The 25378-nt window shown below is 54.9% G+C and carries 26 protein-coding genes; 10 read left to right on the top strand and 16 right to left on the bottom strand.

What is annotated here, in order from left to right:
• Window positions 1-129 precede the first annotated feature (129 nt).
• Complete coding sequence (locus tag K8R57_05910) at window positions 130-1218, top strand: alkene reductase (GenBank protein MCE9587832.1); 1089 nt, start codon at window positions 130-132, stop codon at window positions 1216-1218.
• Window position 1219: 1 nt separating this feature from the next.
• Here K8R57_05910 and K8R57_05915 read toward each other — a convergent pair whose 3' ends face one another.
• The 5 genes from K8R57_05915 to K8R57_05935 form a co-directional block, all read right to left on the bottom strand.
• Window positions 1220-1456: a hypothetical protein gene (locus K8R57_05915; GenBank protein MCE9587833.1), complete on the bottom strand. Its 237-nt coding sequence runs from the start codon at window positions 1454-1456 to the stop codon at window positions 1220-1222.
• A 509-nt stretch (window positions 1457-1965) separates the two neighbouring features.
• Window positions 1966-2388, bottom strand: a complete 423-nt coding sequence (locus K8R57_05920) for a hypothetical protein (GenBank protein MCE9587834.1) — start codon at window positions 2386-2388, stop codon at window positions 1966-1968.
• A complete protein-coding gene (locus tag K8R57_05925) occupies window positions 2385-2921 on the bottom strand; it encodes a hypothetical protein (protein ID MCE9587835.1) in 537 nt (178 codons plus the stop codon). The genes K8R57_05920 and K8R57_05925 overlap by 4 nt, the downstream gene beginning before the upstream one ends.
• Before the next feature lie 590 nt (window positions 2922-3511).
• Entirely contained in the window at window positions 3512-3721 is a 210-nt protein-coding gene (locus tag K8R57_05930; GenBank protein ID MCE9587836.1) for an addiction module protein, read from the bottom strand.
• Between the two features lie 70 nt (window positions 3722-3791).
• Window positions 3792-4070, bottom strand: a complete 279-nt coding sequence (locus K8R57_05935) for a hypothetical protein (protein ID MCE9587837.1) — start codon at window positions 4068-4070, stop codon at window positions 3792-3794.
• Between the two features lie 193 nt (window positions 4071-4263).
• On the opposite strand from K8R57_05935, the gene K8R57_05940 reads away from it, so the two are divergent.
• Together K8R57_05940 and K8R57_05945 are read left to right on the top strand one after the other, a co-directional pair.
• Window positions 4264-4725 carry a mobile mystery protein A gene (locus tag K8R57_05940; GenBank protein MCE9587838.1) on the top strand — a complete coding sequence of 154 codons (462 nt, stop codon included), beginning with the start codon at window positions 4264-4266 and terminating at the stop codon, window positions 4723-4725.
• Window positions 4722-5309, top strand: coding sequence for a mobile mystery protein B (locus K8R57_05945; GenBank protein ID MCE9587839.1), 588 nt, complete (start codon window positions 4722-4724; stop codon window positions 5307-5309). Before K8R57_05940 ends, K8R57_05945 begins: the two co-directional genes overlap by 4 nt.
• Before the next feature lie 209 nt (window positions 5310-5518).
• Here K8R57_05945 and yjjJ read toward each other — a convergent pair whose 3' ends face one another.
• Entirely contained in the window at window positions 5519-6883 is a 1365-nt protein-coding gene (yjjJ, locus tag K8R57_05950) for a type II toxin-antitoxin system HipA family toxin YjjJ (GenBank protein ID MCE9587840.1), read from the bottom strand.
• Between the two features lie 325 nt (window positions 6884-7208).
• On the opposite strand from yjjJ, the gene K8R57_05955 reads away from it, so the two are divergent.
• From K8R57_05955 to K8R57_05975, 5 genes are all read left to right on the top strand, one after another.
• Window positions 7209-8345: a Fic family protein gene (locus K8R57_05955; protein MCE9587841.1), complete on the top strand. Its 1137-nt coding sequence runs from the start codon at window positions 7209-7211 to the stop codon at window positions 8343-8345.
• Window positions 8346-8491: 146 nt separating this feature from the next.
• Window positions 8492-8746, top strand: a complete 255-nt coding sequence (locus K8R57_05960; GenBank protein MCE9587842.1) for an AbrB/MazE/SpoVT family DNA-binding domain-containing protein — start codon at window positions 8492-8494, stop codon at window positions 8744-8746.
• An 8-nt stretch (window positions 8747-8754) separates the two neighbouring features.
• Entirely contained in the window at window positions 8755-9171 is a 417-nt protein-coding gene (locus K8R57_05965; GenBank protein ID MCE9587843.1) for a type II toxin-antitoxin system VapC family toxin, read from the top strand.
• Window positions 9172-9280: 109 nt separating this feature from the next.
• The gene (locus tag K8R57_05970) at window positions 9281-9556 is read left to right on the top strand and encodes a hypothetical protein (GenBank protein MCE9587844.1); all 276 of its coding nucleotides are present in this window, start codon (window positions 9281-9283) and stop codon (window positions 9554-9556) included.
• A 31-nt stretch (window positions 9557-9587) separates the two neighbouring features.
• Window positions 9588-10490: a histone deacetylase gene (locus K8R57_05975; GenBank protein MCE9587845.1), complete on the top strand. Its 903-nt coding sequence runs from the start codon at window positions 9588-9590 to the stop codon at window positions 10488-10490.
• Between the two features lie 23 nt (window positions 10491-10513).
• On the opposite strand, the gene K8R57_05980 is transcribed toward K8R57_05975, so the two are convergent.
• From K8R57_05980 to recA, 7 genes are all read right to left on the bottom strand, one after another.
• Window positions 10514-11398, bottom strand: a complete 885-nt coding sequence (locus K8R57_05980; protein ID MCE9587846.1) for a hypothetical protein — start codon at window positions 11396-11398, stop codon at window positions 10514-10516.
• Entirely contained in the window at window positions 11395-12198 is an 804-nt protein-coding gene (locus K8R57_05985) for an OmpA family protein (protein ID MCE9587847.1), read from the bottom strand. The genes K8R57_05980 and K8R57_05985 overlap by 4 nt, the downstream gene beginning before the upstream one ends.
• A 6-nt stretch (window positions 12199-12204) precedes the next feature.
• Entirely contained in the window at window positions 12205-13647 is a 1443-nt protein-coding gene (locus tag K8R57_05990; protein MCE9587848.1) for a hypothetical protein, read from the bottom strand.
• A 733-nt stretch (window positions 13648-14380) separates the two neighbouring features.
• Window positions 14381-15667, bottom strand: a complete 1287-nt coding sequence (locus tag K8R57_05995; protein ID MCE9587849.1) for a 2-oxo acid dehydrogenase subunit E2 — start codon at window positions 15665-15667, stop codon at window positions 14381-14383.
• Between the two features lie 122 nt (window positions 15668-15789).
• Entirely contained in the window at window positions 15790-16764 is a 975-nt protein-coding gene (locus K8R57_06000) for an alpha-ketoacid dehydrogenase subunit beta (protein MCE9587850.1), read from the bottom strand.
• A 74-nt stretch (window positions 16765-16838) separates the two neighbouring features.
• Window positions 16839-17822 (bottom strand): pyruvate dehydrogenase (acetyl-transferring) E1 component subunit alpha, encoded by a 984-nt coding sequence (locus K8R57_06005; GenBank protein MCE9587851.1) that lies wholly within the window; start codon window positions 17820-17822, stop codon window positions 16839-16841.
• A gap of 1055 nt (window positions 17823-18877) precedes the next feature.
• Window positions 18878-19927 carry a recombinase RecA gene (gene recA, locus K8R57_06010; GenBank protein MCE9587852.1) on the bottom strand — a complete coding sequence of 350 codons (1050 nt, stop codon included), beginning with the start codon at window positions 19925-19927 and terminating at the stop codon, window positions 18878-18880.
• Between the two features lie 120 nt (window positions 19928-20047).
• Here recA and K8R57_06015 point away from each other — a divergent pair, with 120 nt between their 5' ends.
• Together K8R57_06015 and dxr are read left to right on the top strand one after the other, a co-directional pair.
• Window positions 20048-20935 (top strand): phosphatidate cytidylyltransferase, encoded by an 888-nt coding sequence (locus K8R57_06015; protein ID MCE9587853.1) that lies wholly within the window; start codon window positions 20048-20050, stop codon window positions 20933-20935.
• The gene (gene dxr, locus K8R57_06020) at window positions 20932-22074 is read left to right on the top strand and encodes a 1-deoxy-D-xylulose-5-phosphate reductoisomerase (GenBank protein ID MCE9587854.1); all 1143 of its coding nucleotides are present in this window, start codon (window positions 20932-20934) and stop codon (window positions 22072-22074) included. The genes K8R57_06015 and dxr overlap by 4 nt, the downstream gene beginning before the upstream one ends.
• A gap of 262 nt (window positions 22075-22336) precedes the next feature.
• Here dxr and K8R57_06025 read toward each other — a convergent pair whose 3' ends face one another.
• The 3 genes from K8R57_06025 to K8R57_06035 all read right to left on the bottom strand — a co-directional run bounded on the left by K8R57_06025 (window position 22337) and on the right by K8R57_06035 (window position 25342).
• Entirely contained in the window at window positions 22337-22951 is a 615-nt protein-coding gene (locus K8R57_06025; protein ID MCE9587855.1) for a superoxide dismutase, read from the bottom strand.
• Window positions 22952-23041: 90 nt separating this feature from the next.
• Complete coding sequence (locus K8R57_06030) at window positions 23042-24187, bottom strand: sulfite reductase subunit alpha (GenBank protein ID MCE9587856.1); 1146 nt, start codon at window positions 24185-24187, stop codon at window positions 23042-23044.
• Window positions 24188-24271: 84 nt separating this feature from the next.
• Complete coding sequence (locus tag K8R57_06035) at window positions 24272-25342, bottom strand: Fic family protein (protein MCE9587857.1); 1071 nt, start codon at window positions 25340-25342, stop codon at window positions 24272-24274.
• Between the last annotated feature and the right edge of the window lie 36 nt (window positions 25343-25378).

Below are 25378 nucleotides of genomic sequence, written 5' to 3' on the forward strand. Positions count from 1 at the left end.
CGCGGAGACGCAGAGGCGCAGAGAAGGATCAAACAAGATTTCCTTCATAACCTACTTGCGTATGCGGCGTTAAGATTTCCCAGTCATTCCCAATAGCCTCACAGTCTTCAGCCTAAACACCCTTTCTTCATGAGCACACCCGACCTTTTCTCTCCGATTCAGCTCGGCCCTCTGGCGCTGCCCAACCGCATTTTCATGGCGCCGCTTACCCGGTGCCGTGCCTCGGTGGGCAATATTCCCAATGACCTGAACGTTGAGTATTATTCCCAGCGTGCTTCGGCGGGACTGATCATCTCGGAAGCGACCTCCGTCTCATCGCGCGGCTACGGCTATCCGAATACCCCCGGCATCCATACCGAGGCCCAGGTGGCCGGCTGGAAAAAGATCACTAGCGCCATTCATTCCAAGGGTGGCCATGTCTACCTCCAGCTCTGGCATGTCGGACGCATTTCGCATCCCGCCTATCAAGAGGAGGGAACCCAGCCGGTCGCTCCGTCAGCGGTGAAACCGAAGGGCCAGATCTTCACAGGAACCGGCATGGAGGAGTATGTCACTCCCCGTGCCCTTGAGGCCGGTGAAATCCCCGGCATCATCGAAGAATACATCCACGGGGCAAAGCTCGCCAAGGAGGCGGGTTTCGACGGAGTGGAGATCCACAATGCCAATGGCTACCTACTGGACCAGTTCCTGCGCGACGGGACCAACCTGCGGGGTGATAACTATGGTGGGTCAGTCCAGAACCGGGCCCGCCTCACTCTTGAGGTCACCGAGGCGGTCTGCAGCCTGTGGGGCGCTGATCGAGTCGGCATCCGATTCTCTCCCTCCGGTGTCTTCAATGACATGAGCGACAGCAACCCCTTGGAGACCTTTGGGCACGTTCTTCAGGAGTTGAACCGCTTCGGCCTTGCTTACGCCCACATCACGCAGGTGACGGCCCAAGATATCGCTCATGGTGCCGTGGCAGGCGTTGGACCGAAAGAGCTGAAGCCTTTCTGGAAAGGCAAGATCGTTTCGGCTGGCGGCTTCACCCTTGAGTCGGGCAACAAGGCCCTAGCCGAGGGCTGGGCCGATGCGATCGCCTTTGGCGTTCCCTTCCTTTCCAACCCCGATCTCCCAGAACGCTTCCGTCGGACTGCACCGCTCAACAAACCCGATGAGGCTTCCTTCTACGGGGGAACGGAGAAGGGTTACACGGACTATCCGACGCTCTCTGCTTAGCTTATTCCTCGTCGACTAAGGGCACCTGATTTAGTTCGAGTGCATGTCCTTTGGACCAAGCCTTGATCTCTTCTGACCATCGTCGCTCATCGAGGTACTCACTCAGCGGTTCATCGGGCTCATGGGGACCATCGATCGGACCCGAGATGGGCCCTGGGGGCGTAGGGCGGCAGAACGTAAGTGGGGCGCCGCTTTGTCCGTACAGCCAATCACGTTCGGGTGTTGTGCTTTTTCTCATGGGGAGGGGAAGGGTTGTCTTCCATCTTTTTAGACAACGTCACCCTGAACTCCGTTGAATCAAATAAACCGGCTCTTCGCTATTTCCTGTGGGTGGATGGTAAGATCATACTTCGGGAGGCAGAGGGTTATTTCACCACTAAGAAAACAGCCAAGGACTCGCGCAAAGGCGCAAAGGCGCGGAGGAAAAGACAAAGAATTAGGTCCAGAGAAGATTTTTATCCTCACTCCCATCAAATCGGATAATCACTTGCTCGATTAACACTGGGTACTGACGACTCCTTCCAAGGGAGATGTTTCCTAAGAAGCGTTGCCATTACTCTGCGCCTTTGCGTCTTTGCGCGATATTTCTTCCCATGTACATGCGTCAAATCAAACCGAAACAGTTCTAGTGGTTCAAATTCCCTGCGGGTGTCGATGCTTTACCCACTCCAAAAAGCGAGGAACCAATAAACTGAATCCTGTACTCCCTGCTGTAAGACGCCCACTCAAAGCAAAGGGGCATGAAATTCAACGCAGCAAGCCAGAACCCAACGATGCGAGAAACCCCAGCACGATGACCCAAGGGAATACGCCCAGCACAATGGCTAACTGGATTCTCCGAGGAGACTCCCCGAGCGCCAGGGCCAGGATAGCCGTGACTTGGGGCCCGATTGTGATGGGGGCGATGAGGCCCAGTCCCCAGAGACCGAAGCGATGCCAGACCTTCCAGAAGAGTTTTGAGTTATCCGGCTTCGGATCAATCTTCAGCTTCCGCGTGATCCAGTCGCGTAGCGGTGCTCCAGCTAGCAAAACCACGAGCCCTCCAGCCGAATAACCCAGCCATGCGGCCAAAGCGGCTGCCCAGACGGGTGCATGAGCCGCCATACCTGCGGGGATGGCGCTGATGAAGTACAAAAACCCGAGGCCGAATGCAGTAAGGATGCCTGTCATGGTCTGGGCCGGGGCCGGAAGACGGCCACGTAGTCGACAATATCGATGTTGTCGTTGAAGGAGAAATAGTCAGTCTTCACCATTTTCTGACAGCCCGCATTCTGATTGAAGTAACGCACTCCATCGAGGCTTAGTCTATCGACAACGCCGATGTGATTGGACTGTGGGTGCTCGGGGAAAAGCACTCCTCCCACTGATCCCCTATCTCCCCTGTACCGATACTGGTCGGCGAAAATATCGTGAAACAAGACGATATCTCCCGGAAGAACCTTGTTGTAATCACCGGAGATCACTACCCCTCGTGACGTCGAGGCGATGCGCCAGACCTCTGGGCCCAAGCCATTATTCCAGGACAACCCGGCGGATTGAAGCGCCTCATTCACCAGCGTCTGGCAAATGCCATCTCCGACCTGCTGACCCTCGTGCTGAACGCAGAAATTATAGACCGTCTTGTTAACGTCCGTCTGGGCTGAAAGATGCGAGGCCATCGCGACGACGATCAGTGCAAGGAATGCCGATGGAGGTTTTACCATGCCCATAGAGGAAGCAAAATTTAGAGCCGACAGGGGTAATGTAAACCTAATGTCTCCCGCCGCAATCGAGTAAGGCGGCCAAGCGCTTTAGCGCTTTAGCGTTTAAGACTGTTAGACTATTGGACTGTTAGGAAGCTGCTCGGGATCGGGAGAAAACCCAGGCCCCTCGCTCAGCCGGTTCTTTGCTTCTTGGAATTGTCTGTTCATGAATTTGATCCAGCCAGGGTTCCTCGCTGTTTGGAGTGGGTAAAGCATCGACATCCGCAGGGAATTTGAACCACTAAGAAGGACCCAAGGGGGATCCAAGTAAGACCGGGGGAACAAATGGAATGAGCTCCGAGGATCGGAGCTGGAATGCCTGGCGGATCATCCCTGCAAGCTGGCTTGCGAGAGTGAGTCGCAAGGCCTTCCTCCCCGCAGTACCTTCGGCACTGCATCCATGCCATTGTGATCGTGCATTTCAATCTTCAGCGCATCAATGTCTGAAAAAAGAGTGTCGAGAAAGTAATCTCCTAAACCGGAATCCTGGGCATCATAAAAACCATACCCCTCGAGAAGATCTCGCTCTGCAAGATCGAGGATTCGGATTCTCACGAGACTGATTTGCGAAGTCGTGCCTTTGCCTCCGACCAATCTGCAAAGGACGCCTTTCCCTCTGCATAGAGTCTGCTGGCCTCGTTCAGTGCAGTTTCATGCCAAGCCGGTGAAGTCACCGATGCCGCCTCGCTGGAAAGGGCGGTCCAGAGAGTTTCCAAGAGACGCAACTTCTCCACCTTAGAAAGGGATTTAACATCCAGCATCGTGGTCATGATTCCAAGGTAGATGGTCCCACACACATCTCAAGTCACGAAAGCGGGGGGGCTCAGAACTTCAACCCCGTCGGGATCGTCCCAGAGCTTTGATCTCGATTTGCACGGCTTCATCCCAGTCATAGAGATCACCCGAATCGGCTGATTGAATGCCCATCGCAATAGCAGCTCTTAGATTCGTCATCCGCACGCCCTGCCGAGCATCCCGATCCTCTCGGATTGCGGTAGCGATCTTGGTGGAAGCGATGCGGCGCTTTGCCCCCATCACCCTACCTCCCCACATACGGCATTTCAGAAGCGGCGCCTCGACAGACTTCGTGATGGTGACTTTTCTCGTCATGGAGTGAATTTCCCACACCATGATTTTTCCTGCGAGGGGAATTTGTACGGCAGGTTTTTTAGGTCCTATGGGTTTTGTAGTCCAGAGCAACCGCAGTTATTTTATTAGATTATAATCTAATAATACGCATATTTCTTTAGACTGCAGTCTAATAGCATGTTGACTGTTTCAGGTTATAGTCTAATTTATAAGGGTGAAAACTGCCTTCCTAGCCCTAAGCCGTCAACAAGTTGACGAGAAGCTCACCCCATGGAAGTCACTCGTCAACCCGAAAGCCCCCCCGTGCGGTTGGATCAGGGCTATTCGCTCGAGTCTCGGAATGCGCGGTGTCGATTTCGCACAACGTCTTGGCATTGCTCCGGCAAGCGCTTCCGCCCTGGAGCAATCCGAAGCCGCCGGGACGATCTCCCTCAAGAGCCTTCGCAAAGCAGCGGAGGTTCTGGACTGTGACCTTGTCTATGCCCTTGTTCCGAGAAAGGGCCTCACCTCGGCTATGGAACGACGCGCCGGGGCCAAGGCCGACGAGATGCTCGGCAACGTGAACCAGACCATGCGCTTGGAGGCCCAAGGCGTTGATTCACTTGCAGCTCGGAAGCAGTCGCGTGAAACCATCATTAAGTCCCTTCTTGAGAAGCCTTCATCCCTTTGGAAATGAACCAAGACGATCCCGAAGGAGCAACACCTCTGACGCCTACAGAGGAGGAAGGATTGATCCCGAGCCATATTACTCTGCGTAGCGAACTAAACGAGTTGGAGCAGGCCAACATCCTCGAAGCTGAAACATGGCTCCAGACTAGGGAGCGCCGGTCAAGCGCCCTGGATCCGCTGTTTCTCAAAGCACTCCACCGCCGCATGTTCGGCACCATATGGAAATGGGCTGGGCACTACCGTAAAGCAGATCGAAACATCGGAGTCCACTGGCCAATGATCAGCTCCCAACTCGAACTCCTCTGCCGAGAGGCAACGGCGTGGCGCGATGAAAAAGCCTTTACCCCCGACGAGTTGGCGATCCGCTTCCATCACAAACTCGTCTGGATTCATTGCTATCCGAACGGCAATGGCCGCCATGCCCGTCTGGCAGCGGATCTCCTCGTCATGGAACTCGGAAGCACCCGCTTCTCCTGGGGAGGTGACTCCAACCTCGAATCACCCACTGAAATCCGCAAACACTACATCGATTCCTTGAAATCCGCGGATCAGCACGATCACCGCGCCCTGCTCGCTTTTGCAAGGAGATGAGGGGGGGAAATAGGCTGTTAGCTTTTTAGGCTATAGGCTTTTAGGTCAGAGAAGATGGGGAAACTGGTTTTGGCTGGATGGGGTCTCCAGACGATCATGCCAACGATTAGAACGGTTTAAACTGATTCATGGCCACAAGATGCACAGGAGGCACACAATGCACAGGAGTCATTGCTCTTGAGCATCTCCCTCTCGAAGCTCGTTACGAATCAGATCACGTTAGTGTGGTTTGGGAAGGCTGCGACATGGCGTGCAGCCAGTTGCCTAAACTTCTCTGAAACCAATTCCGATTCGTGAAGCCTCGCCCAAAAGGCACGGGCCCATAGTGACTCAGGGCCTTGAGTTGCTGCTCCTATCAACCCTAGCAGGGCCTCAGAAATCCCGGGAACGCCTGATTGTTCCACGGGTCGATAAGCCATAGGAAGCATGTCGTAAACCGGAGCCAGGGTAAGAGGCTTTGCCTGTGACAGCAGGAAGCTTGCATTCCCGTAATGCATGTCCGTGTTTCCTATTAACTGGCCAAACTTCCAGAGCGAAGAAAGCTTTTCGGCATCCACCTTGGCGAGCCAGCCCTCGCGATGCATTGCGTCACCAGCTACGGACCATGGTGCATTGATCTCATTAAGAAAAGCGGCTGCAAATGATCGAAGCGAAACCGCGGCAATTCGCCCACCCTCACGCGTGCGGTCGAATCGTGCCACTTCCAAAAAACGTCTATTCTCGGCATCGATCAGCTCCACCTGCGGCACATCCATCCCGTTTTCCCGCAGAATGTCAGCGGCGATTTTTTCCCCTGCCAGAAGATCCGCCCATCGACGCCCCTCCTCACGGTGCAGCTCCGGCGAAAACTTCACCAGCACCGAGCGGATGGATCCACCGGAGGAAAGGGTGGCTGTGAATTTCGGCTGTTCCCCGCCGGCGGACGATCCCGCGATATTTCCCTGAAGCGCCTCCTCAGCGCGCAGCGGGTAGACAACCGTACGCTCCTCATCCTTAACAGCTGGTCGTGAGGTCAGCGCCAGCGCTTCGGTCAAAGCATGATGCCCTATCACAAAAGCGCCCGGCAGATCGCTTCCATATCGGATCAGCGACTCAAGCACACCTACCTGTGACCAGAGCGCCGGATCGAGCCCTTGCCCCAATGGTGATGCATGCCTTCTGGCAAAGGCTCGCCCTAGAAATCCCTGCGGACGCACATCATCCAAAAACCATGGCAAGCCGGGAAACATTCCCTTGGGGAACTGCTCACCGACGAGCGTTGTCCAATGCTCTTCGGTGCTTCGCTCCAAATGAAAGCCTCCTCCCACAAGTGCTTGAAGAACGCCCGCCTGTTCGGGAGCCCCGCCACTGCCAATCACATAGAGAGGCCACCGTGATCCCAAATCCGCAACCTGGGCTTCCATTCCGTATCTCGTGGAGCTTCCCCTTCCGATTCGGACAACAGAGCCCCCCATTCTTGTCAAAGCCCGCGAAATCGTCGGCTGACTTACCCCGGCATCCTCTGCCAGCTCACGCGCCGTCATCGTCCCCTTCCGAAGAAATGCTAGCCGTATGAGTTGTTGAAGATTGCTCACTTTGAATGGATACGCCGATCTATTCATTCTATGCAAACCATTCTTCAGCAGATTTTTAAATGATTTCGTTCGAGCTCGATGAATAGAGAGGCGACCAAGAGGCCAAGGTTGTTAGCTTTTTAGACTGTTGGACTATTAGGTCAGAAGGGATTATGGGGGTGGCAGTGACTTATCTGATCAATGATGCCTCCAAGCGTGTGAGTTTTTGACATAACGTAGTCCGCTATGTCAAAAAACTGCTTTTTTCTGAAATAACGGCTTGCGAGGCATGCCAACTTGAGTCAAGAAAGAGTCTTATTTCAGAAAACGACCACTTTTTGACATTATGAACCTTTCGGACTTTACCGCAGGCAGCTATGAGCAACGCCAGGAATACAAGGCCTTTCTCCCTGAGCCAGTGTGCCATGAATGGGTAATAGCTGATCCTGAACTCATGGATCTGCTCGGACGGGCGGATCGTGCCCTGGGAGAGCTGAACGCCTTTGCCCAGTTGATTCCAGACATCGACTTCTTCATCCGCATGCATGTGGCCAAGGAGGCAACACAATCAAGCCGTATCGAGGGGACTCAGACCAACATCGAGGATGCCTTCAGGGATGAAGCAGATCTCAAACCCGAGGAGCGAGATGACTGGGCGGAGGTCCAGAACTATATTCGCGCGATCAATTTTGCGATCAGCTCGCTTGATCGGCTCCCGTTTTCTAACCGTCTGCTCTGTGAGACTCATGCAGTGCTGATGGACGGCGTAAGGGGGAAGCACAAGCAACCAGGTGAATTCCGAAAAAGTCAGAATTGGATCGGCGTAAGTCTGAGACATGCGTCCTTCGTGCCACCCAATCACGAGCATGTTCCAGAGCTGATGAGTGATTTGGAGAAGCTGCTGCATGCGGAGGATCTCTTCGCCCATCCGCTGCTGCGTATCGCTATCGCCCATTACCAGTTCGAGACGATCCACCCGTTTCTGGACGGCAACGGTCGACTGGGTCGCCTGATGATCTCGCTCTACCTGGCCGCCCGCGGCTTGTTGATCAAACCCGCGCTCTATCTCTCGGACTATTTTGAGCGTAACAAAACGGCCTATGTGGATCACCTCATGGCCGTGCGGGAGGGAAATCATCTTCGGTCGTGGCTGGTCTTCTTCCTCTACGGAGTGGAGGAGACGGCGCGCTCATCAGCAGGCTTGTTCCGCTCGGTTCTCAGCCTCAAGCATCGCATTGACGCTGAGGTCATGCCGCGCTTCAGCACTAGACGGCTGCCAACGGCGCAGGTGCTGATGAGTCAGCTCTACGCGCATCCGGTGATTGATGTGAAAAAGGCGGTTCAAGTCACGGGAGTTTCGAGCAATACCGTATCAGCTCTGATTTCCGACCTTGTTGAGGCAAAAATTCTCGAGGAGATAACCGGGCAACGCCGAAACCGAAGCTTTGTCTTCGATCCCTACCTGACTCTTTTCAAATCATGACAGGCATAAGGCGACCAAGAAGCCAAGGCTGTTAGCTTTTTAGACTGTTGGACTATTAGGTCGGAGGGGATCAAGTAACTTGGTGAGCTGGATGCTGTCGTTCTAAAGTCCCTTTACTTGTTGCACTTTACTTTTATTGTAAAGGCATGACCACGACGATCAGTAGCAAGGGGCAGATCACCGTTCCGGTGGAGATTCGTGAGGCTTTGGGACTGGAACCGGGCACCCGCATCGACATCCGCTTGGGGCCCTCCGGCACCTTCCTCGCCACCAAGGCCAAGGAGACGAGTTTCTTTGCTAAATTCAAGGGCGTGGCAGGCAAACGAAAAGTCCCCTACGGCGATAGCATCGAGGCAATGGATCTCCTACGCGGCAACGTTCCCTCCGGGGATGTCGATTAGAGGGCACCATGATCACCGCCATTGATTCCAACATCCTGATTGATGTGATCGGGAGTCCTTCTCGGTTCACCGATCCAGCTATCCATGCGCTGGATGAGGCCCGCCAGCAGGGTGCCCTCATTATCTCCCCAATTGTTGTGGCTGAGATTGCCGGACATTTTTCCTCTGCATCCCAGCAGGAGAAGTGCCTGCGCGAGATGGGCCTGAGGCTCATCGACTTCAGTATGGAGGATTCATTCCACGCCGGGCAGGCCTACATCGCCTACAAATCCCGCAGCAAAGATCCGAAGCCTCGAATGCTCGCTGACTTTCTAGTCGGAGCCCATGCCTCACTCCAGGCAGATCAACTGATGACCCGCGATAGAGGCTACTACCGCACCTACTTTCCGAAGCTCAAGATTGTGGAGCCGACGAGGTCGGTTTAGGCTGTTAGGGGAACCGGCTCTAGGGTTTTAGGTCAGAGGGGATCGGGAAAAAGTAGAAAGCTTAGGGGGTAGGACACTCTGTGTCTTGAGATTGTGGTAAGTTGACCGCATGAAACTCATCCATCACACCCTTCTTGCGATTCTAACCATCACTGCCGCCCAAGCATTCCCACTCGATGAGCCGGTAATCACAACCATCTACGAGCCGAACGGATTCACTGTGTACTACCCTGCCGGTAAGGCAAACGAGTGGAGTGCTGCTAGGACGAGTTACGGAAATACTGGTTTGGATCTCTTGGATAGGGTTGGGGAAAGCAGTCGCAATACTACGGACGCCTTGCTGAACGGGGGTTCGGTTATCGATGCGGCTTTTTTTGATCGGTAACAAGGTGGAGATGAGACTAAGCAAACCACTGATGAAATCTCAGGATGCAAATACGCAGTCGGTCTCAAAAATTCCAACCTGCTTTTCAGATACCTACTCAGCCGATACTCCGACAGCCAGCATGAGGAAGTTGGCGCCTGTCGCCCGTGCAGCTGAAGCTGCCGGTTACGTCACACTGCGGGATCCGGGGTTAGTTGATCGGGACAAACTACGATCCCTCCATAATCCGGACTATGTCCGGGCGTTCATCACTGGCGAGGGACGACTTGCAAGTTCTCAGGGCTGGGACTGGACCCCACAGATCCGCAAAGGGGTTCTTGCTATCAATGCAGGGCAGATCGAGGCAGCAAACCTCGCCTTCAAGCACGGGATCGCTGCCAATGTTGCCCAGGGTTTCCATCACGCCCAACCGGAACGTGGATCAGGTTTTTGCACTTTTAATGGTCTCGCACTCGTGGCTCAAGAATTCCCGGAGAAGAAGATCTTCGTGCTGGACTGCGACGAGCACTGCGGAGACGGAACGGCTGAATTCACCAAGAAACTCCCCAACCTCTTCAACTTCTCCATCAATGGCACTAACTGGGGGATGCACGAGAGTGATAGGAGCATTTGCCGGAACATCAAAACGACTCCCAATTCATTCAGGAATTACAAAAAAGCGCTCCTTGAGGGATTCAACTGTGCTCGAGAGTGGAGTGCTGATCTGATCATCTATCAGGCTGGTGCAGATCCCCATGTCGATGACCCGATGAGTACCGGCATCCTTAACACAGAGCAAATGCTTGAACGGGACAGAATGGTCTTTGCTCATTTTCACAAGAGCGGTACACCCCTCTTTTTTGTCCTAGCCGGTGGCTATCAGACTCCCATTGAGGAGAAGCTACTTCCCTTGCACCTGAATACTTTCAGGGCTGCCTTTGAAGAGTACTTTTAGAAGATAATATCTTACGCACCGCCCTAGATCTCTTTTGTGAAAACAAGCACCTTATATTTGTTGTAGTCAGGGGAGCTTCTCAGATGTGCATGCATTGGCTCCTTGCAGTGACAATCAATGCACAAAGAAATCAGATTACTGCTAGAGATATCACTTCTATCGCCGTTCTTGTGATGGACATGAAGGTATTTTCTATGTTCTCCGACTAGCAACCTATTGCAGGAGAGATTCATACAACGCCAACCTGCCCTCTCTTTTACCCCCTTACTGATCTGATCCCAGTTTACTGGATAGGTATTTAAAGGCGACGTCATTGCTGACTTTTTGGGGATGATCGTGAAGTTGTGTCTTTTAGGAAAGTTATCAAAGAAATGCTTGGGCTTGAATTCAGTAATATAGTCTTTTCGAGGTTGTCCTGTCAGGGTTCCGAAATCTGGAAAAGGCAATTCCTTCAAGCAGCAGATACAAACCCTTAGTGCAACTTTCTGATTATTTGGACGTTTGTCAGTGAAGACGTTCATTTCAAACACGCCAGTCATTTCGGCCGCTACTTTGTACTTAGAATGAAATCTATTCATCGACTGCATACGCTGGAGGGTCGAGCAGTTATAAAAGTGGTACTTTGGGAAGCTATCCTCAATAGACTTATTTCTAAAAATATGTATGTCCCTGATATATAGAAGAACTCTTCTATCCTTTAAAGCCAGCGTCCCATCTTGAAGGAATGTAAGATCTCCCAAATCGACTTCAAGCCCTACCCCTGAATCGATTGCTTTAAGCTCCTCTAAGGTGAGACGTCCCTCAGTAGGGGTCTCAGGGTTGAAATTTCCAAAGCTATTTTGTGAAATTCCCATCAATGACTTTAAACGATTCAGTTCTGAATCGATTTTGAAGTCTGGTAGTTTCACTTGCCTGAATAAGTTGCCATCTCACTGATGATCTCATCAGCGTTAGCTTTGACCTTGAACTCAACCCGTTGCGAAAGGAGAGGGTTTTCTGTGCCATCGTCATTCTTTCTAATGTGTGAGGATGACAATCCGTTGGCTGTAAAGTGGCTGATCATCCACTCCTTTTTGGATTGGATATCGGGAAGAGTAAGTACGTAGGATAGGGTAGCTCTTGTTCTGGACTGGGACAGATCCATGTTCTTTGAGTATGCATCATCCGGATTTAACGATCCGTTCCACTGAGAAGATGTATGCCCCTCTATTCGGATCTCTTCAATTGTTGTGCTATATTGGGGTTTTGTAAGAATCCGGATATATCTCGGGAAAAAGTCATTAAGTATGTTTTTGAAGCTCTTTTTAAGAATGGATTGTCCTGTGTCGAACAAGACATCTGGTTCTTCAAACCTTATAGATAGGCTTTTCTCATCGATGTTTGCTTTCCATTTTGGAAGGTCATTATGAAACTCTATAAACAAGTCGTTATATAGATCGCTCTTTGTATCTGCGTACTTTGTTGCCACGGCTACAATTGCAGGTAAGGGCGTTGGTGTTGCTGCGGGAGTAGCAGTGGGGGTCGGGGATGCCGTGGGAGTTGGAGTGGGCAGCGCCTTTTTCTTCTCCTGCTGAAGCTGCACCATGTAAAGGATGGCAATGAGCATGAACACCATCATCAGGCCCGTCATGAGATCGCTCAAAGGTATCCAATGGTCATCCTTTGGTGACCCGTCGACCTTCTTCCGAAATATCTTCTTGAGAGACATTTACAACTATCTAGGGGTTATATCTACAAGTTGGCGAAGACGTTCCGTGAGGGGAGTATAATCACGAACAAACTGCTGGGAGAGTGCCGTCAGTTGACTCCCGAGACTTGTGAGGGACTTGTTCAACTCCTCAGTGAGTGCCTTGTCCAAGAGGATGACATTCTCTCTGGCCTTATCGGCAAGCTCCGTGAATTGCTTTCCGCACTGATCATTTGCTTCGAGAAGACCACGATTCAAGTCAGCTACGGACTCCCTCATCTTGTCAGAGTTAGATTTCATTGAAGTATTGAGATCTTCCTGATTTTCAGTCATGCCTTTGGCAATATCGGCAAGCGCTTTATTAAGATTCAACTGATTCGCTGCTATAGATTCAGAAAGGTGTTTAGACGACTCTTTGATAGAGGCTTGTACGACTTCCTGTCCCTTGCTTATGGATTCTGAAATCACCTTGAGATTTGTAGTGATGGCACCAGAGAGCATGCTCTGATTTTCCTTAAATGAGCTAGAAAGCTGTTCGGTGATACCAAGGATTTTCTTCTCAATCTCAGGCATGCTCCCCGAAGCACTGTTTAAAAGGTTTGCAAGAGCCGCAGAGACAGATTCGAGTTTTTTCTTTTCCTCTTCTAGGAAAACCATCATGTGACCCAGCCCAGTAGCAACATCAGAGAACTTGGTAGAATGTTCAACAACCTGTGAGTAGTCAGCCGTGGCCTTTGAGAGAAGATCCGCTGTTATTCCAAGCTTGCTGGTGGTCAGTTCTAGAGATTCCTTATACTGATTCTGCCATTCTAGGAGTTTACCTACTGCCTGATTGAGTTCCTTGAAATTCTCCCCAAATTGCTCAGTGATCTTCTGGTTGAAATCCTTGATGACATCTCTCAACGCCTCAACAAGAGTCTGGGAACTCATTTGAGAAAGCTTTTCCAGTGCTTTGAGTTGAGCATCCTTGAGTTGGTCAAGCTTGTCGTTTGAGTCCTGCCTGGAAAGCTTCATTTGGGAGAGAAGAGTCCCCTCATCGCTTCCAACCAATCCCTTTTGAATTGCATGCAAGCTGGATAATAGATCAGCGGCCGTGACCTCATCCCCGTGGGTAATGTCTCCTTCTATTGTAGTATGCCCGAAACAATAATCCCTGAGCTTGATTGTTAGTGCCGCACCCACCCCTGCCACAGATGCCCAGAAGGCCGTCTGGAGACTGCCCAGCAATTGATGAACGCTCTCTGAAATATGAGTATCATCCAGATTTAGATCAGTAAGTCCGATCGCTATACCTAAGAATGTAGCAAAGATTCCAGCCGTGGTCAGAATTGCAGGGGCTGAAGCAACAGCCTTTGCGTTAAATCGAACGTGAAAAAACACCGTCATCAAAGCAATAATAGCGATGAATGACTGCGTTAATCCGCTGAGGTTTAGGAATAAACCGAGGGGTCCGTGGGATTGGTCGTGCATGATTGGATTGTCAAAAGGGGTTTGTAGAGTGGTACGCCTGCCGGGACCTATAAAGTCCTCGGTCTCGGCAAGCTGTGCGATGGTGGCAGATTCTAATTGTGATACAATGGCATAATAGAAGAAGCCATAGCGTATTTTGTCCGATTAGTGGTGTCCGCTTTAGGGTTCAAAATGTTTGATACTAGCATTCCAATAATCCAATCCACCGACCTTTATAGATTTCGTGCAGATTGAGAATGGGTGCCCCAGCCATGTCTGGTAGGATTTCTCACTGCGACAGATTGGAGTAGGAGCAAACTTCAAAGCATGGAAGCACTCCTGAACTCTCAACAAGAAGTACCACTGTAAACAAACCCAAACCCAATTCATTCCGATATAACTACGTGGGGGGGCGAGTGTGCAGTAGATGGGAGTCGTGAACCCCTAACCCTCTGAGCCGTAGTCAGGTGGTCTTCTAGGATTGGAAGATCGGATGGTGAGCAAGGCGGCCAAGGCGAACCAAGCCTCAGGGATGAGGTGCGGAGAATTCCGCGTAGCGGAATCCGATAGGGCGGCACAGCTTTGCGGGAGCAAAGTGCCGTTCAAGCCGTAGTAGTCCTACGGCGACCGCGGGCGCTAACACAGCAAACCTACTACTGGCGGGAGTAGGTTGTAGTGCCGCAGGCAACCCCTTTAGGGGCGAGCGGCGTGGGCACGCCCTAGTACAATCTCCGCTGATATCCCAAGCCTCCTGTTACAGAAGTAACAGGGCAGGCGATTCGAGAAGCTTGCGGAGAGCCGTCATATACTCCGCCGCCACCGCTCCATCCACCACGCGATGGTCGCCGCTGAGGGTGATGCTCATGCGGTGGCCGATCTCGATCTCGTCGCGGCTGTTGACCACGGGCTTCTTAACGATGGTTCCGATGGCGAGGATCGCGGCCTGGGGAGGATTCACAATAGCGCAGAACTGCTCGATGCCGTAGGAGCCGAGGTTGGAGACGGTGATGGTGCCTCCCGCGTATTCCTCGGGCTTGAGCTTCTTGTCACGGGCGCGGGTCGCGAGATCCTTCACTGCGGCGCTGATCTCCTTGAGCGAGAGGTTCTGCGCATCGCGGATCACCGGGGTGACGAGGCCATCCTCGACGGCGATGGCCACGGATAGATTCACGCTGCCGTACTGGACAATGCTGTCGCCGGCGAAGGCGGCGTTGACCTTCGGCTTCTGCATGGCGGCGCGGGCCACGGCGGAGAGGGCGATATCGTTGAAGGTAATCTTGCCACCACTGGCTGCGATGTATTCCTTGCGGAAGGCCATCATCGGTGCGGCGTCGATCTCGATAGAGAGATAGAAGTGCGGGATCTGGGTCTTGCTCGCGAGCAGACGCTCGGCAATGACACGGCGCATGCCGGAAAGAGGAACCTTGGTCTCGGGCATCCCGGCGATCGGGGTCGGGAGAATAGCGGCGACGGGGGATGAGCCGGAGGCAGGAGCCGGGGAGCCTACTGGAGCACTCTCGACGTCAAAAGCGATGATGCGTCCACCGGGGCCTGTGCCCTTGACGGCATCGAGCCGGACCCCGCGGGCGTCAGCGATCTTGCGGGCAAGTGGGGTCGATTTCACGCGAACGCCTGCGTTCACATTTCCACCGGCTCCACCACCAGTACGGAGAGCGGCGGCACGAGCCCGGGGAGTGAGAGGACGGCCGGAAGAGATAGCGGGACGGGCCTGAGGAGTTGAAAGTTCTGCAGTTGAAGTTGAAGTAGCCGGGGCAGAAGCCTTCGGTTTGTCTCCGGCTTTTTCTCCATCCTTCAGGACAAGGGCCAGCGCGGCGCCTACTAGGACCTTGCCACCTTCGGGAACGAAAATGTCGGCGAGCGTGCCCTCCTCAAAGGACTCCATCTCCATGGTTGCCTTATCAGTCTCGACCTCAGCCAGAATGTCGCCGACCTCGATCTTGTCCCCCTTCTTCTTGTGCCAGCGCAGGAGGGTGCCCTCCGTCATGGTGTCGCTCAACTTGGGCATCGTGATCTCGGGCATGGGAGTAGGAGGTAGGCTGTTAGCGGTTTAGGCTGAAGGCTGTTAGGTCAGAAGGGTGAAAATTCTAGGACTGCATGTTCTCGCGCAAAGGCGCAGAGGCGCGGAGTAAATTCATTGTGGAATCAGAAGGATGACAGGACTTTGGCGACGACGGCTTGGGCGTCGGGGAGCTGGAGCTTCTCGAGTGGCATGCTGTAGATGGCCGGGGCATCAAGAGCCGTGACGCGTAGGACGGGGGCATCCAGGTCGTCGAAGGCATGCTCGGCAAGCAGCGCGGCGATCTGCGCGCTGACGCCGCAGAAGGGCTTGTTCTCGTCGACTAGGACGGCGCGGTGAGTCTTGGCCACGGAATTGAGGATGGTCTCTTCGTCGAGCGGGCGGATGGAGCGCAGGTCAACGACCTCGGCTTCGATGCCATGTTCTGTCGCTAGGATCTCGGCGGCGGCAAGGCAGGTGAGGACGGCGCGGCCATGGGCGATGAGGGAGACATCAAGCCCCTCGCGCTTCACGTCGGCGACGCCGAGCGGGATGGTGTAGGAACCGTCCGGAACCTCGCCGAGGTCACCGTAGAGAAGGGTGTTCTCCATGAAGCAGACGGTATCATTATCACGGATGGAAGCGATCATGAGGCCCTTCGCATCGTAGGGAGTGGCGGGACAGACGACCTTCAGGCCCGGGGTGTTCGCCAGGAAGTTCTCCGGGGTGTGGGAGTGGGTCGCACCGACATTCGTGCCCCCATTAGCAGGGCCGCGGATGACCATCGGGACATTGATGAGTCCGCCCGACATGTAGCGGATGCAGCCGGCGTTATTGATGATCTGGTCGAAGCCGACATAGGCAAAGCTCCAGAACATGAGCTCAACCACCGGACGCAGGCCCATCATGGCGGCGCCGACGCCTAGACCGAGGAAAGCGGCTTCGCTGATCGGCGTGTCGATGACACGCTTGCAGCCGAAACGCTTCCAGAGACCCTCGGTGACCTTGTAGGCGCCGTTGTACTGGGCGACTTCCTCACCCATGAGGAAGACGTTCTCGTCGCGGGTGAGCTCCTCGGCGAACGCGTCGTTCAGAGCCTGGCGGTAAGTGATGAGAGGCATGCGGGGAAAAGGCTGAAGGCTAAAAAGGCTAAAGGCTAAAGGCTAAAGGCTGAAGTGGGAGCAGAACCATAAAACTACTCACTGAAGAAGAAGCGGCCGGTCTGGCCGGCCTCGGTCTTGTGATCCACCTCGTGGTAGATGTCCTCGAAGATGCTCTCCTCCGAGGGCCAGGGGCTGGCGATCCCGAACTCTGCAGCAGCGGCGGCTTCGGCCTTGGCCTCGTCATCGATCTTCTCGATCTGGGCCTGGGTAACCGTCTTCTCCTTGAGCAGCTGATTTTGCCAGCGGGTGATCGGGTCGTAGTCAGTCTTGTAGAGCTCGATCTCCTCGGGTGCGCGGTACTTCTTGGCATTCGCATCGGCGACAGAGTGGCCGTAGTAGCGGTAGGTGGAGACCTCGAGGACCATTGGCTTGGACTCTTTGCGGGCACGCTCCATGGCGGCTCCGAGATTGGCCCGTAGCTCGTAGAGGTCAAAGCCGCCACAGGTGGCCCACTCGACACAGAAGCCCTCGGCACGCTTGGCCAGTGAGCCGTTCACGGCCGAGGAACGCTCGAGGCTAGTCCCCATGGAATAGCCGTTGTTCTCGATGACATAGACGATCGGAAGATCCCAGAGAGCGGCCATGTTCAGGCACTCGCTGAAGACTCCCTGATTCACCGCCCCGTCACCTAGGAAGGCGACTGCGCAGCCGTTGATCTGCTTGTACTTGATTGCGAAGGCGAGGCCTAGGCCAAGCGGGGTCTGGCCGGCGACGATGCCATGACCGCCCCAGTAATGCTTGTCGGGAGCAAAGAAGTGCATCGAGCCCCCCTTCCCCTTGGAGCAGCCGGTGCCTTTGCCAAAGAGTTCGGCCATGCATTCGTTCATTCCCATGCCGACAGCCAAGGCGTGGCCATGGTCGCGGTAGGCGGTGATGATTTCGTCGTGGCCGTTCATCAGGGAAGCGGTGCCAACCGCGACCGACTCCTGGCCGTTGTACAAATGGAGGAAGCCACCCATGATCCCCTGATTATAGTATTTCAGCGCCTGCTGCTCGAAGCGGCGGATGCGGAGCATTTCGCGCAGGAAGCCGATCTTCTCGGCTGGCTTCAAAGAGGAGTTGAAGGGGGACTTGGAGAAATCGGAGGAAGTCACCTTGGGTGGGGCAGTAACAGCTTTGGTGGGCGCTTTGGCCGGGGCTTTTGCAGCAATCGGCTTGGTGGGGGATTTTTTACCAGTCTTGGCAGGGCCTTTAGTCTTCAGGGGCTTGAGGGACTTAGGAGACGCCTTTTTTGCTACAACCTTGGGGGCTGCGAGACGGACCACCTTTTTCACGGCGGTCTTTTTGGATTTCGAAGGTAAGGAAAGCGTGCGTGCCATAGGCGTTTCCCATCCGGAGAAAACCGGTCGGGAAGAGTAAATTATTGAGAAATCAACCGTGTGCGGCAAGCCCGAAGAGATCGACGAATGAATCGGGAACTCAAGAACTCAGGAACCGATGGGATTCTTAATGCTCTGAAACTTAGAAAAAAGGGATCTTCCGCAAGGAGTGTGTAGGGCCCTTAACTGTTATGAGTTGGCGCAACAGAGGAGTATTCTTGAAGACAAGCCAATGCAGAATTTCACCACGAAGTACCGACAAAGGACCATCCAAGGTAACTGAAAAGGACTGATGCCAGCCTATTAGACTGAAACCTGTTAGCGAAATACAGGCATGGACGCAGTGCACCCGTCACGGATGTACTGCGGGGCGGTTGCTGAGCTGATGTGCTCTCGCAAGCTAGCTTGCAGAGGCACTTCATTCAGTAACCCAGCTCCGTCTTAACGGAGCCCATGCTAACAGCCCCGACCCATCTTGGTTTCTCTAACTTGGATCCCACTTGGGTTGCCCTTCGTGGTTAATAATAGGATCCCCCTTTGCTTCGATCGCTCCCGCGATCCGAACCCTTCATTTTCCCTCAGGCCTCGGGATAAATTCACTTTCTGCGGATGAACCGAAAAAAGGCCCCACCCGCGGCTTGCGGAGTGAGGCCTGTTCTCTCTGTATTACTCAGGTCTTTTCCTGAGTTTGCTAGCCCGGCCCTTGCTTCGCAGCCGTTACGGCTGAGTTCCAGATTAATATTTCCGAAGGTCTACTTCTTGCCCGCGGCGTCGGCCTCGAGGGCGGCCTTCACGGCCTCCTCGATCTCCGCGTAGAGGGCGGCGTCGGACTTGAGCAGCTCCTTGGCAGCATCACGCCCCTGCGCGATGTTGTTCCCCTTGTAGCCCATCCAAGAGCCGCGCTTCTCGATGATATTCTTCTCGAGGGCGAGATCCAGCAGCGAGCCCGTGCAGGAAATTCCCTCGTTGTACATGATGTCGAACTCGGCCTCGGTAAAGGGAGGGGCGACCTTGTTCTTCACGACTTTCACGCGGGTACGGTTGCCGGTGACGGTGCCGTCGGTTTGCTTGATCGCGCCGATGCGGCGGATGTCGACACGGACGCTGGCGTAGAACTTAAGCGCCTTGCCTCCGGGCGTGGTCTCGGGGTTGCCGAACATGACGCCGATCTTCTCGCGGATCTGGTTGGTGAAGATGCAGCAGGTGTCGGACTTCGAGATGAAGGCCGTGAGCTTCCTCATCGCGGCGCTCATGAGGCGGGCCTGCGCTCCGACGACGGAGTCGCCGATCTCTCCCTCGAGCTCGGACTTGGTGACCAGTGCGGCAACGGAATCGAGCACGACGACATCGACGGCATTGGAACGGATGAGCGTCTCGCAGATGCGGAGGGCCTCTTCGCCGGAGCTGGGCTGGGAGACAAGGAGCTCCTCCAGATTCACCCCGAGCTTGCGAGCATAGCTGGGATCGAGAGCGTGCTCGACGTCGATGAAGGCGGCGACGCCACCGCGCTTCTGGGCCTGGGCGATGACGGTGAGAGTGAGGGTAGTTTTTCCCGAGGACTCGGGGCCATAGATCTCGATGATGCGGCCCTTCGGAAATCCGCCGACCCCAAGGGCGCGGTCGATGAGGAGGTTACCGGTCGGGATGGAGGCGATGTTCACCGCGGATGCCTCACCAAGGCGCATGATGGCTCCGTCGCCGTAGTCCTTGGCGATAGCCTGGATGGCGAGGTCGAGATTCTTGGCACGCGCGGTGGCGGCTTTGTCGGTTGCTTTGTCGGCGGATGCGTCTTCTTTGGCCATGGTTCGGGGAATAGGGTTGATGATTCGGTGAACCCACAGCGTAGACCTCCCCTTCGGGGGAGCAATCGGAAAACGGCGGCTTGCCTTTAACGGGGGTGTTTCTAACTTAAACAGCTCGGAATGCGTTCACTCCCCTCCTCTTTCCTACCCCGCCTTGTCAGTACCGTGATCCTATGGGGGGCACTCATCGTCGCCTACAGGCTCCGCTCGGAAATAGCCTTTGCAATTCTGATCAGCATCCCTGCCCTGGGGGCGCTCTGGGAGTACTTCGCCCTGCTGAAAGCTGGAGGGATCTCCCACCATCGGGGCATGGGCATGACAGTAGCCCTGTTGCTGATTGGTCTGAATTTTTGGCTATTGCAATCTGCGGACCCAGTCATCCGGTTTGCGATCTTCCCGGGCGAGGCGGCGGTCATGGCTTTCTTCGTGATGACTCTCTTCCTGCGGGAGTATGGCCGCAACAACCCAGGCCGTGCCACGGCCGAGGGGATCACGTTCACCCTCCTGGGGGTGATCTACATTCCGTGGCTTTTCCTCTTCATGGCTAAGCTGCTCTACTTCACGCCCCGGACCTCCGAGGGCCACCTCACGGGCCAGTATTTGGTTCTCTTCGTGGTGGCGGTGACGAAATTCACCGATGTGGGGGCATTCCTCTGCGGAAGCCTCTTCGGACGCACACCCTTCTTCCCGAATATCAGTCCTAAGAAGACCTGGGAGGGAATTCTCGGCGGTGTTGTGCTGGGTGTGGCCGTGGGCTGGGGGGTCTTTCACTTCTTCGGGCAGCATCTTCCTCCCTTTTCCTTAATGCTGGTTTACGGCCTGTCGCTGCTTCTGGCGATTGCGGGAGTCGCCGGCGACCTGGCCGAATCCCTGCTCAAGCGCTCGGTGCACAGCAAAGACTCCGGTCATGCACTGCCCGGCATAGGCGGCGGACTCGACCTGATCGATAGCCTGCTCTTCACCCTGCCGTTGTTCTATTTCATCCTGCTCTTTCTGCTGCACCTATGAAGAAACGAGTCGTCGTCCTTGGGGCTACCGGCTCCATCGGCGAGAGTACCCTGCGCGTGGCGCGCGCCCTGTCTGATAAGATCGAGATTGTTGGCATCTCCGGCGGACAAAATGTGCATCGCCTCCTGGAAATCGCTCGCGAGTTTCCCGCCGCCAGGATTTGCGCGGGGGATGAGTTGGGGGCGGCCGCACTCCGCTCCAACCTGCCGGGACGCGAGGTTCTGCATGGGGCGGATGGCCTCGAGACTCTAGCCGCAATGCCGGGGGCTGATCTTGTGCTGGTCGCAATCGTGGGCACGGCGGGACTGAAGCCCGCTCTTCGCGCCCTGGAAACCGACAAAGATTTGGCAGTCGCTAGCAAGGAGATCCTGGTCATGGCCGGTGAGCAGGTAATGGCGACAGCACAGCGGACGGGAGGCAGGGTTCTCCCCGTCGACAGCGAGCACAATGCGGTCTTCCAATGCCTCGAAGGACAAGACCTCTCAACCGTGAAGCGGCTGATTCTGACCTGCTCGGGAGGGCCCTTCCGCAAAGCTTCTGCGACGGATCTGGCCTCAGTCACCCCCGAGCAGGCACTGCGTCACCCGACCTGGTCGATGGGTCGGAAGATCTCGATCGACTCGGCAACCCTCTTCAACAAGGGACTAGAAATGATCGAGGCGCGTTGGCTCTTCAACATCCCGATGGAGAAGATCGACGTGGTGATCCACCCGCAGAGCATCGTCCACTCGATGGTGGAGTTTGTGGACGGCTCGATCATGGCCCAGATGAGCTCGACCGACATGGCGCTGCCGATCCAGTACGCGCTCACCTATCCCGAGCGCTTTGCCGGCCCCTGCACACCGCTCGATCTGACGAAAGTAGGTCGTCTTGATTTCGAAGAGCCCAGAGCCGATCTCTTCCCCGCTCTAGAGCTAGCACGCCGTGCCGGAATAGCAGGCGGAACGCTCCCGGCCGTGCTGAATGCCGCGAATGAGTCGGCCGTGGAGGCTTTCCTTGCCGGACGACTCAGCTTCACCGGCATCTGGGAAAGCGTGGCACGGGCCATGGATGAAGTGCCTTTCGTGCAGCATCCGACTCTGGATGAACTGATCGATGCGGACACGGCGGCTAGGGCCGCTGTGGGTTATGGGGAATAGGTAATCGGGAATGGGGTAATCGCAACGAGGCTGTTAGGCTGAAGACTGTTAGACTATTCGGAAATTCAACCACCGTGCGTTTTGCGGCGGCAGTCCTTCATCATTCATCCTTCTGACTTCATCCTTAAATAAAAGCCCCGCGCCGTTTCCGGAGCGGGGCTTTCTAAAGGTGTTGATTTTGGTTCAGGGCTAGGCGTCGCAAGCGATGCCGTAGCAAAACCTACGGCGAGCGCGCAGCAACGACGCCCTGGGCCAAAAGGAACTACTTCAACGCGGTCTGATAGTTCTGCTCGGCATGATCCCAGTTGACCACGTTCCACCAGGCCTTGAGATAATCGGGGCGGCGGTTCTGATAGTGGAGGTAATAGGCATGCTCCCAGACGTCGTTGGCGATCACTGGCTTATTACCATCCATGTAGGGGCTGTCCTGGTTGGGCAAGGAGATGATCTCCAGCTGGCCCTGCTTATTCACGATGAGCCAGGCGAACCCGCTGCCGAATCGTTTGACACCGGCCTCTTCGAACTTGGCCTTGAACTCGTCAAAGCTGCCGAAGGCCTTGGTGATGGCCTCGGCAAGTTTGCCGACAGGTGCTCCTCCCTTGCCTGGTCCCATGATCTCCCAGAAGAAGGTGTGGTTGGAGTGACCGCCGCCGTTGTTGCGGACGGCCGGGCGGATTGCCTCTGGAACCGCGGAGAGATCTGCGATCAGTTCATTCACCGGCTTGGCGGCAAGCTCGGGATGATCCTTGAGGGCGTTGTTGAGGTTATTGATATAAGCAGCGTGATGCTTATCGTGATGGATCTCCATCGTGCGCGCATCGATGTGCGGCTCGAGGGCGTCGAAAGCGTAGGGAAGAGGAGGCAGCGTGTAGGACATAGGTCTGCATCATGCCTCCGTCACCCAATTCCATACAAGCAGGATCTCCTTCCAACGTAATTGGAAGTCCATCCAGTTCTATTGAACGCCCTAGTAGACGTCTTTCCTGTAGCGCTTCGACTTCTTCAGCTCCTCGACATAGGCGGCGGCCTCCTCAGGGGACTTGCCTCCAGCCTTCTCGACCACCTGATGAAGGGCGGTGTCGACATCCTTGGCCATGCGCGATGCATCGCCACAGATATAGAAATAGCCACCCTGCTCAAGCCATGCGAAGAGTTCCTCAGCCTCCTCCAGCATGCGGTGCTGGACATAAACCTTCTCGGCCTGATCGCGTGAGAAGGCGGTTGAGAGTTTGTGGAGGACACCCTCCTTCTGCCAGGCCTCCAGCTCCTCGCGGTAGAGGAAGTCGGTGGCGGATTTCTGATCGCCGAAGAAGAGCCAATTCTTGCCCGTGGCGCCGGTGGCTTTCCTTTCCTGAAGGAAGGCCATGAAGGGTGCGATTCCCGTGCCGGGGCCGACCATGATCGCATGGGTCGAAGGATCCTCGGGAACGCGGAAGTGCTTGGCCGTATGGACGAAGACGGGAACGGGTACATTGTCCGCACGGTCGGAAAGGAAGGTCGAGCAGACACCCTCTCGCTTTCGGCCATGGGTCTCGTAGCGAACCGCTGCCACGGTGAGATGAACCTCCGAGGGATTGGCCTTCTGCGACGAGGCGATCGAGTAGAGACGTGGCTGCAGCTTGCGCAGGCACTTCACGAATTCCTCTGGCGTAAACTTGGCAGCGGGATGAGCCAGCAGGGGATCGATCACCTCGCGCCCCGCGACATAGGCCTCGAGTTCAGCCCGTCCCTCCGGGGTCGTCATCGGGATAAAGTGGGCTGCCGTAGGATCCTTCTCCGCGATGGCAGCTAGGAGTTTCTTGTCCTTCTCGGTGATCACATAGCTGCGGGTCAGGGCCTCGCGGATCGTGATTGTGTTCCCATTCGGATCCGTCACCTCTTCCTCACCACTGAAACCGAGAACGCCGAGGATCTCCTCGACAAGTACGGGATTGTTCGTCGGGAACACACCGAGCGAATCGCCGACCTCGTAGGCGAGTCCCGAATCCGCGAGATCGATCTCGAAGTGGCGGGTGTCCTTGGCCGACCCCGGGCCAGTGAGGCTGCGGTTCGTCTTGAGCTTCGCGGGAAAGGGATTCTTGCGGGAATAGAGTGCGGTTGGATCGGCGGACATCGGTTCAGAATAAAAGGTTGGAGGTTGGGTTCAAGTCAACAGAGAGCAAAAGACGCGCCAAAAGGCCTCATCTCTCGGCTTTGTTCATCGAAGGGAGACATTGCTCAGCAGTTGGAACAGCGGCTCGTTGATGAAGAAGTTGGTTTTCCCCCTCTTTTCCTTGCGGAGGAGTCCCTCGGTGACCAACAGCTCCAGATATTTCGAAGCGGTGACGCGCGAGATACCGAGCTCCTTCTCCACGAACTCGATCTTCGTGTAGGGATGGCGGAAGAGATTGTTGAGCAGATCCTGCGAATAGATTTTCTCCAGTCGGCTCCGGATCTTCACTTTCGTCTCCTGCATGAGCGCGCGCAACGACTTCACCAGCGCGATTTCGCTACGGGCCGTCATCGAGACGCCTCGGATCATATAGAGGCACCAATCCTTCCAGAGTCCCTTCTCACGCGTCTCCTGCAGCAGCCTGTAGTATTCACCCTTCGTAGTGGTGATATATCGACTCAGGTAGAGTACCGGCAGATCAAGGAGACCCTCCTTCTGGAGGATCAACAAATTCAGGATGCGGCCGGTCCTGCCGTTTCCGTCATAGAACGGATGAATGCTCTCGAACTGATGATGCGCGATCGCCATACGAAGGATTGGATTCAGATCATCCTCCGCATGAAGAAAGTCAATCAGGTTGTTCATTAGAGATTCCACCTCCGCAGCACTTTGTGGCGGCTCGTAGACGATCCTTCCCGATGCAGGGTTCTTCAGAACGGTACCCGGCAGTTTTCTTAGACCCGCCTTCTTCGGCTCGATCCGTGTCTGGACATCCAGCAGCGTTTTCAGACGGATCAGGCCGCTCTTACGCACCTCCTCGAAACCCCCCTGTAGCGCCTCGACATAGTAGCGCACCTCCTTCACGGAACCGTTCGCCGATTCCTCCTCACGATCAGCGAAGATCTCATCATGGGTCGTGATGATGTTCTCGATCTCCGAGCTGTCCTTCGCCTCTTGGATCGAGAGGGTACTGATCAGTATCGCCTGATTAGGAAGGGTTTCGCAGAGCCCTTTGAGCTCGGCAAGGTGGCGCTCCGCCTCGGCAATAGCCATCCACACTTCGCGACTATCAAGTAGCGAGAGGTCCAGAATGGGCAGAGGGGATAGAGAGGACATAGAAAGAAATCATCATAATCTTAATACGTTCCTGGA

The sequence above is a fragment of the Verrucomicrobiota bacterium genome (assembly GCA_021413925.1).
Lineage (GTDB): Bacteria > Verrucomicrobiota > Verrucomicrobiia > Chthoniobacterales > UBA6821 > UBA6821.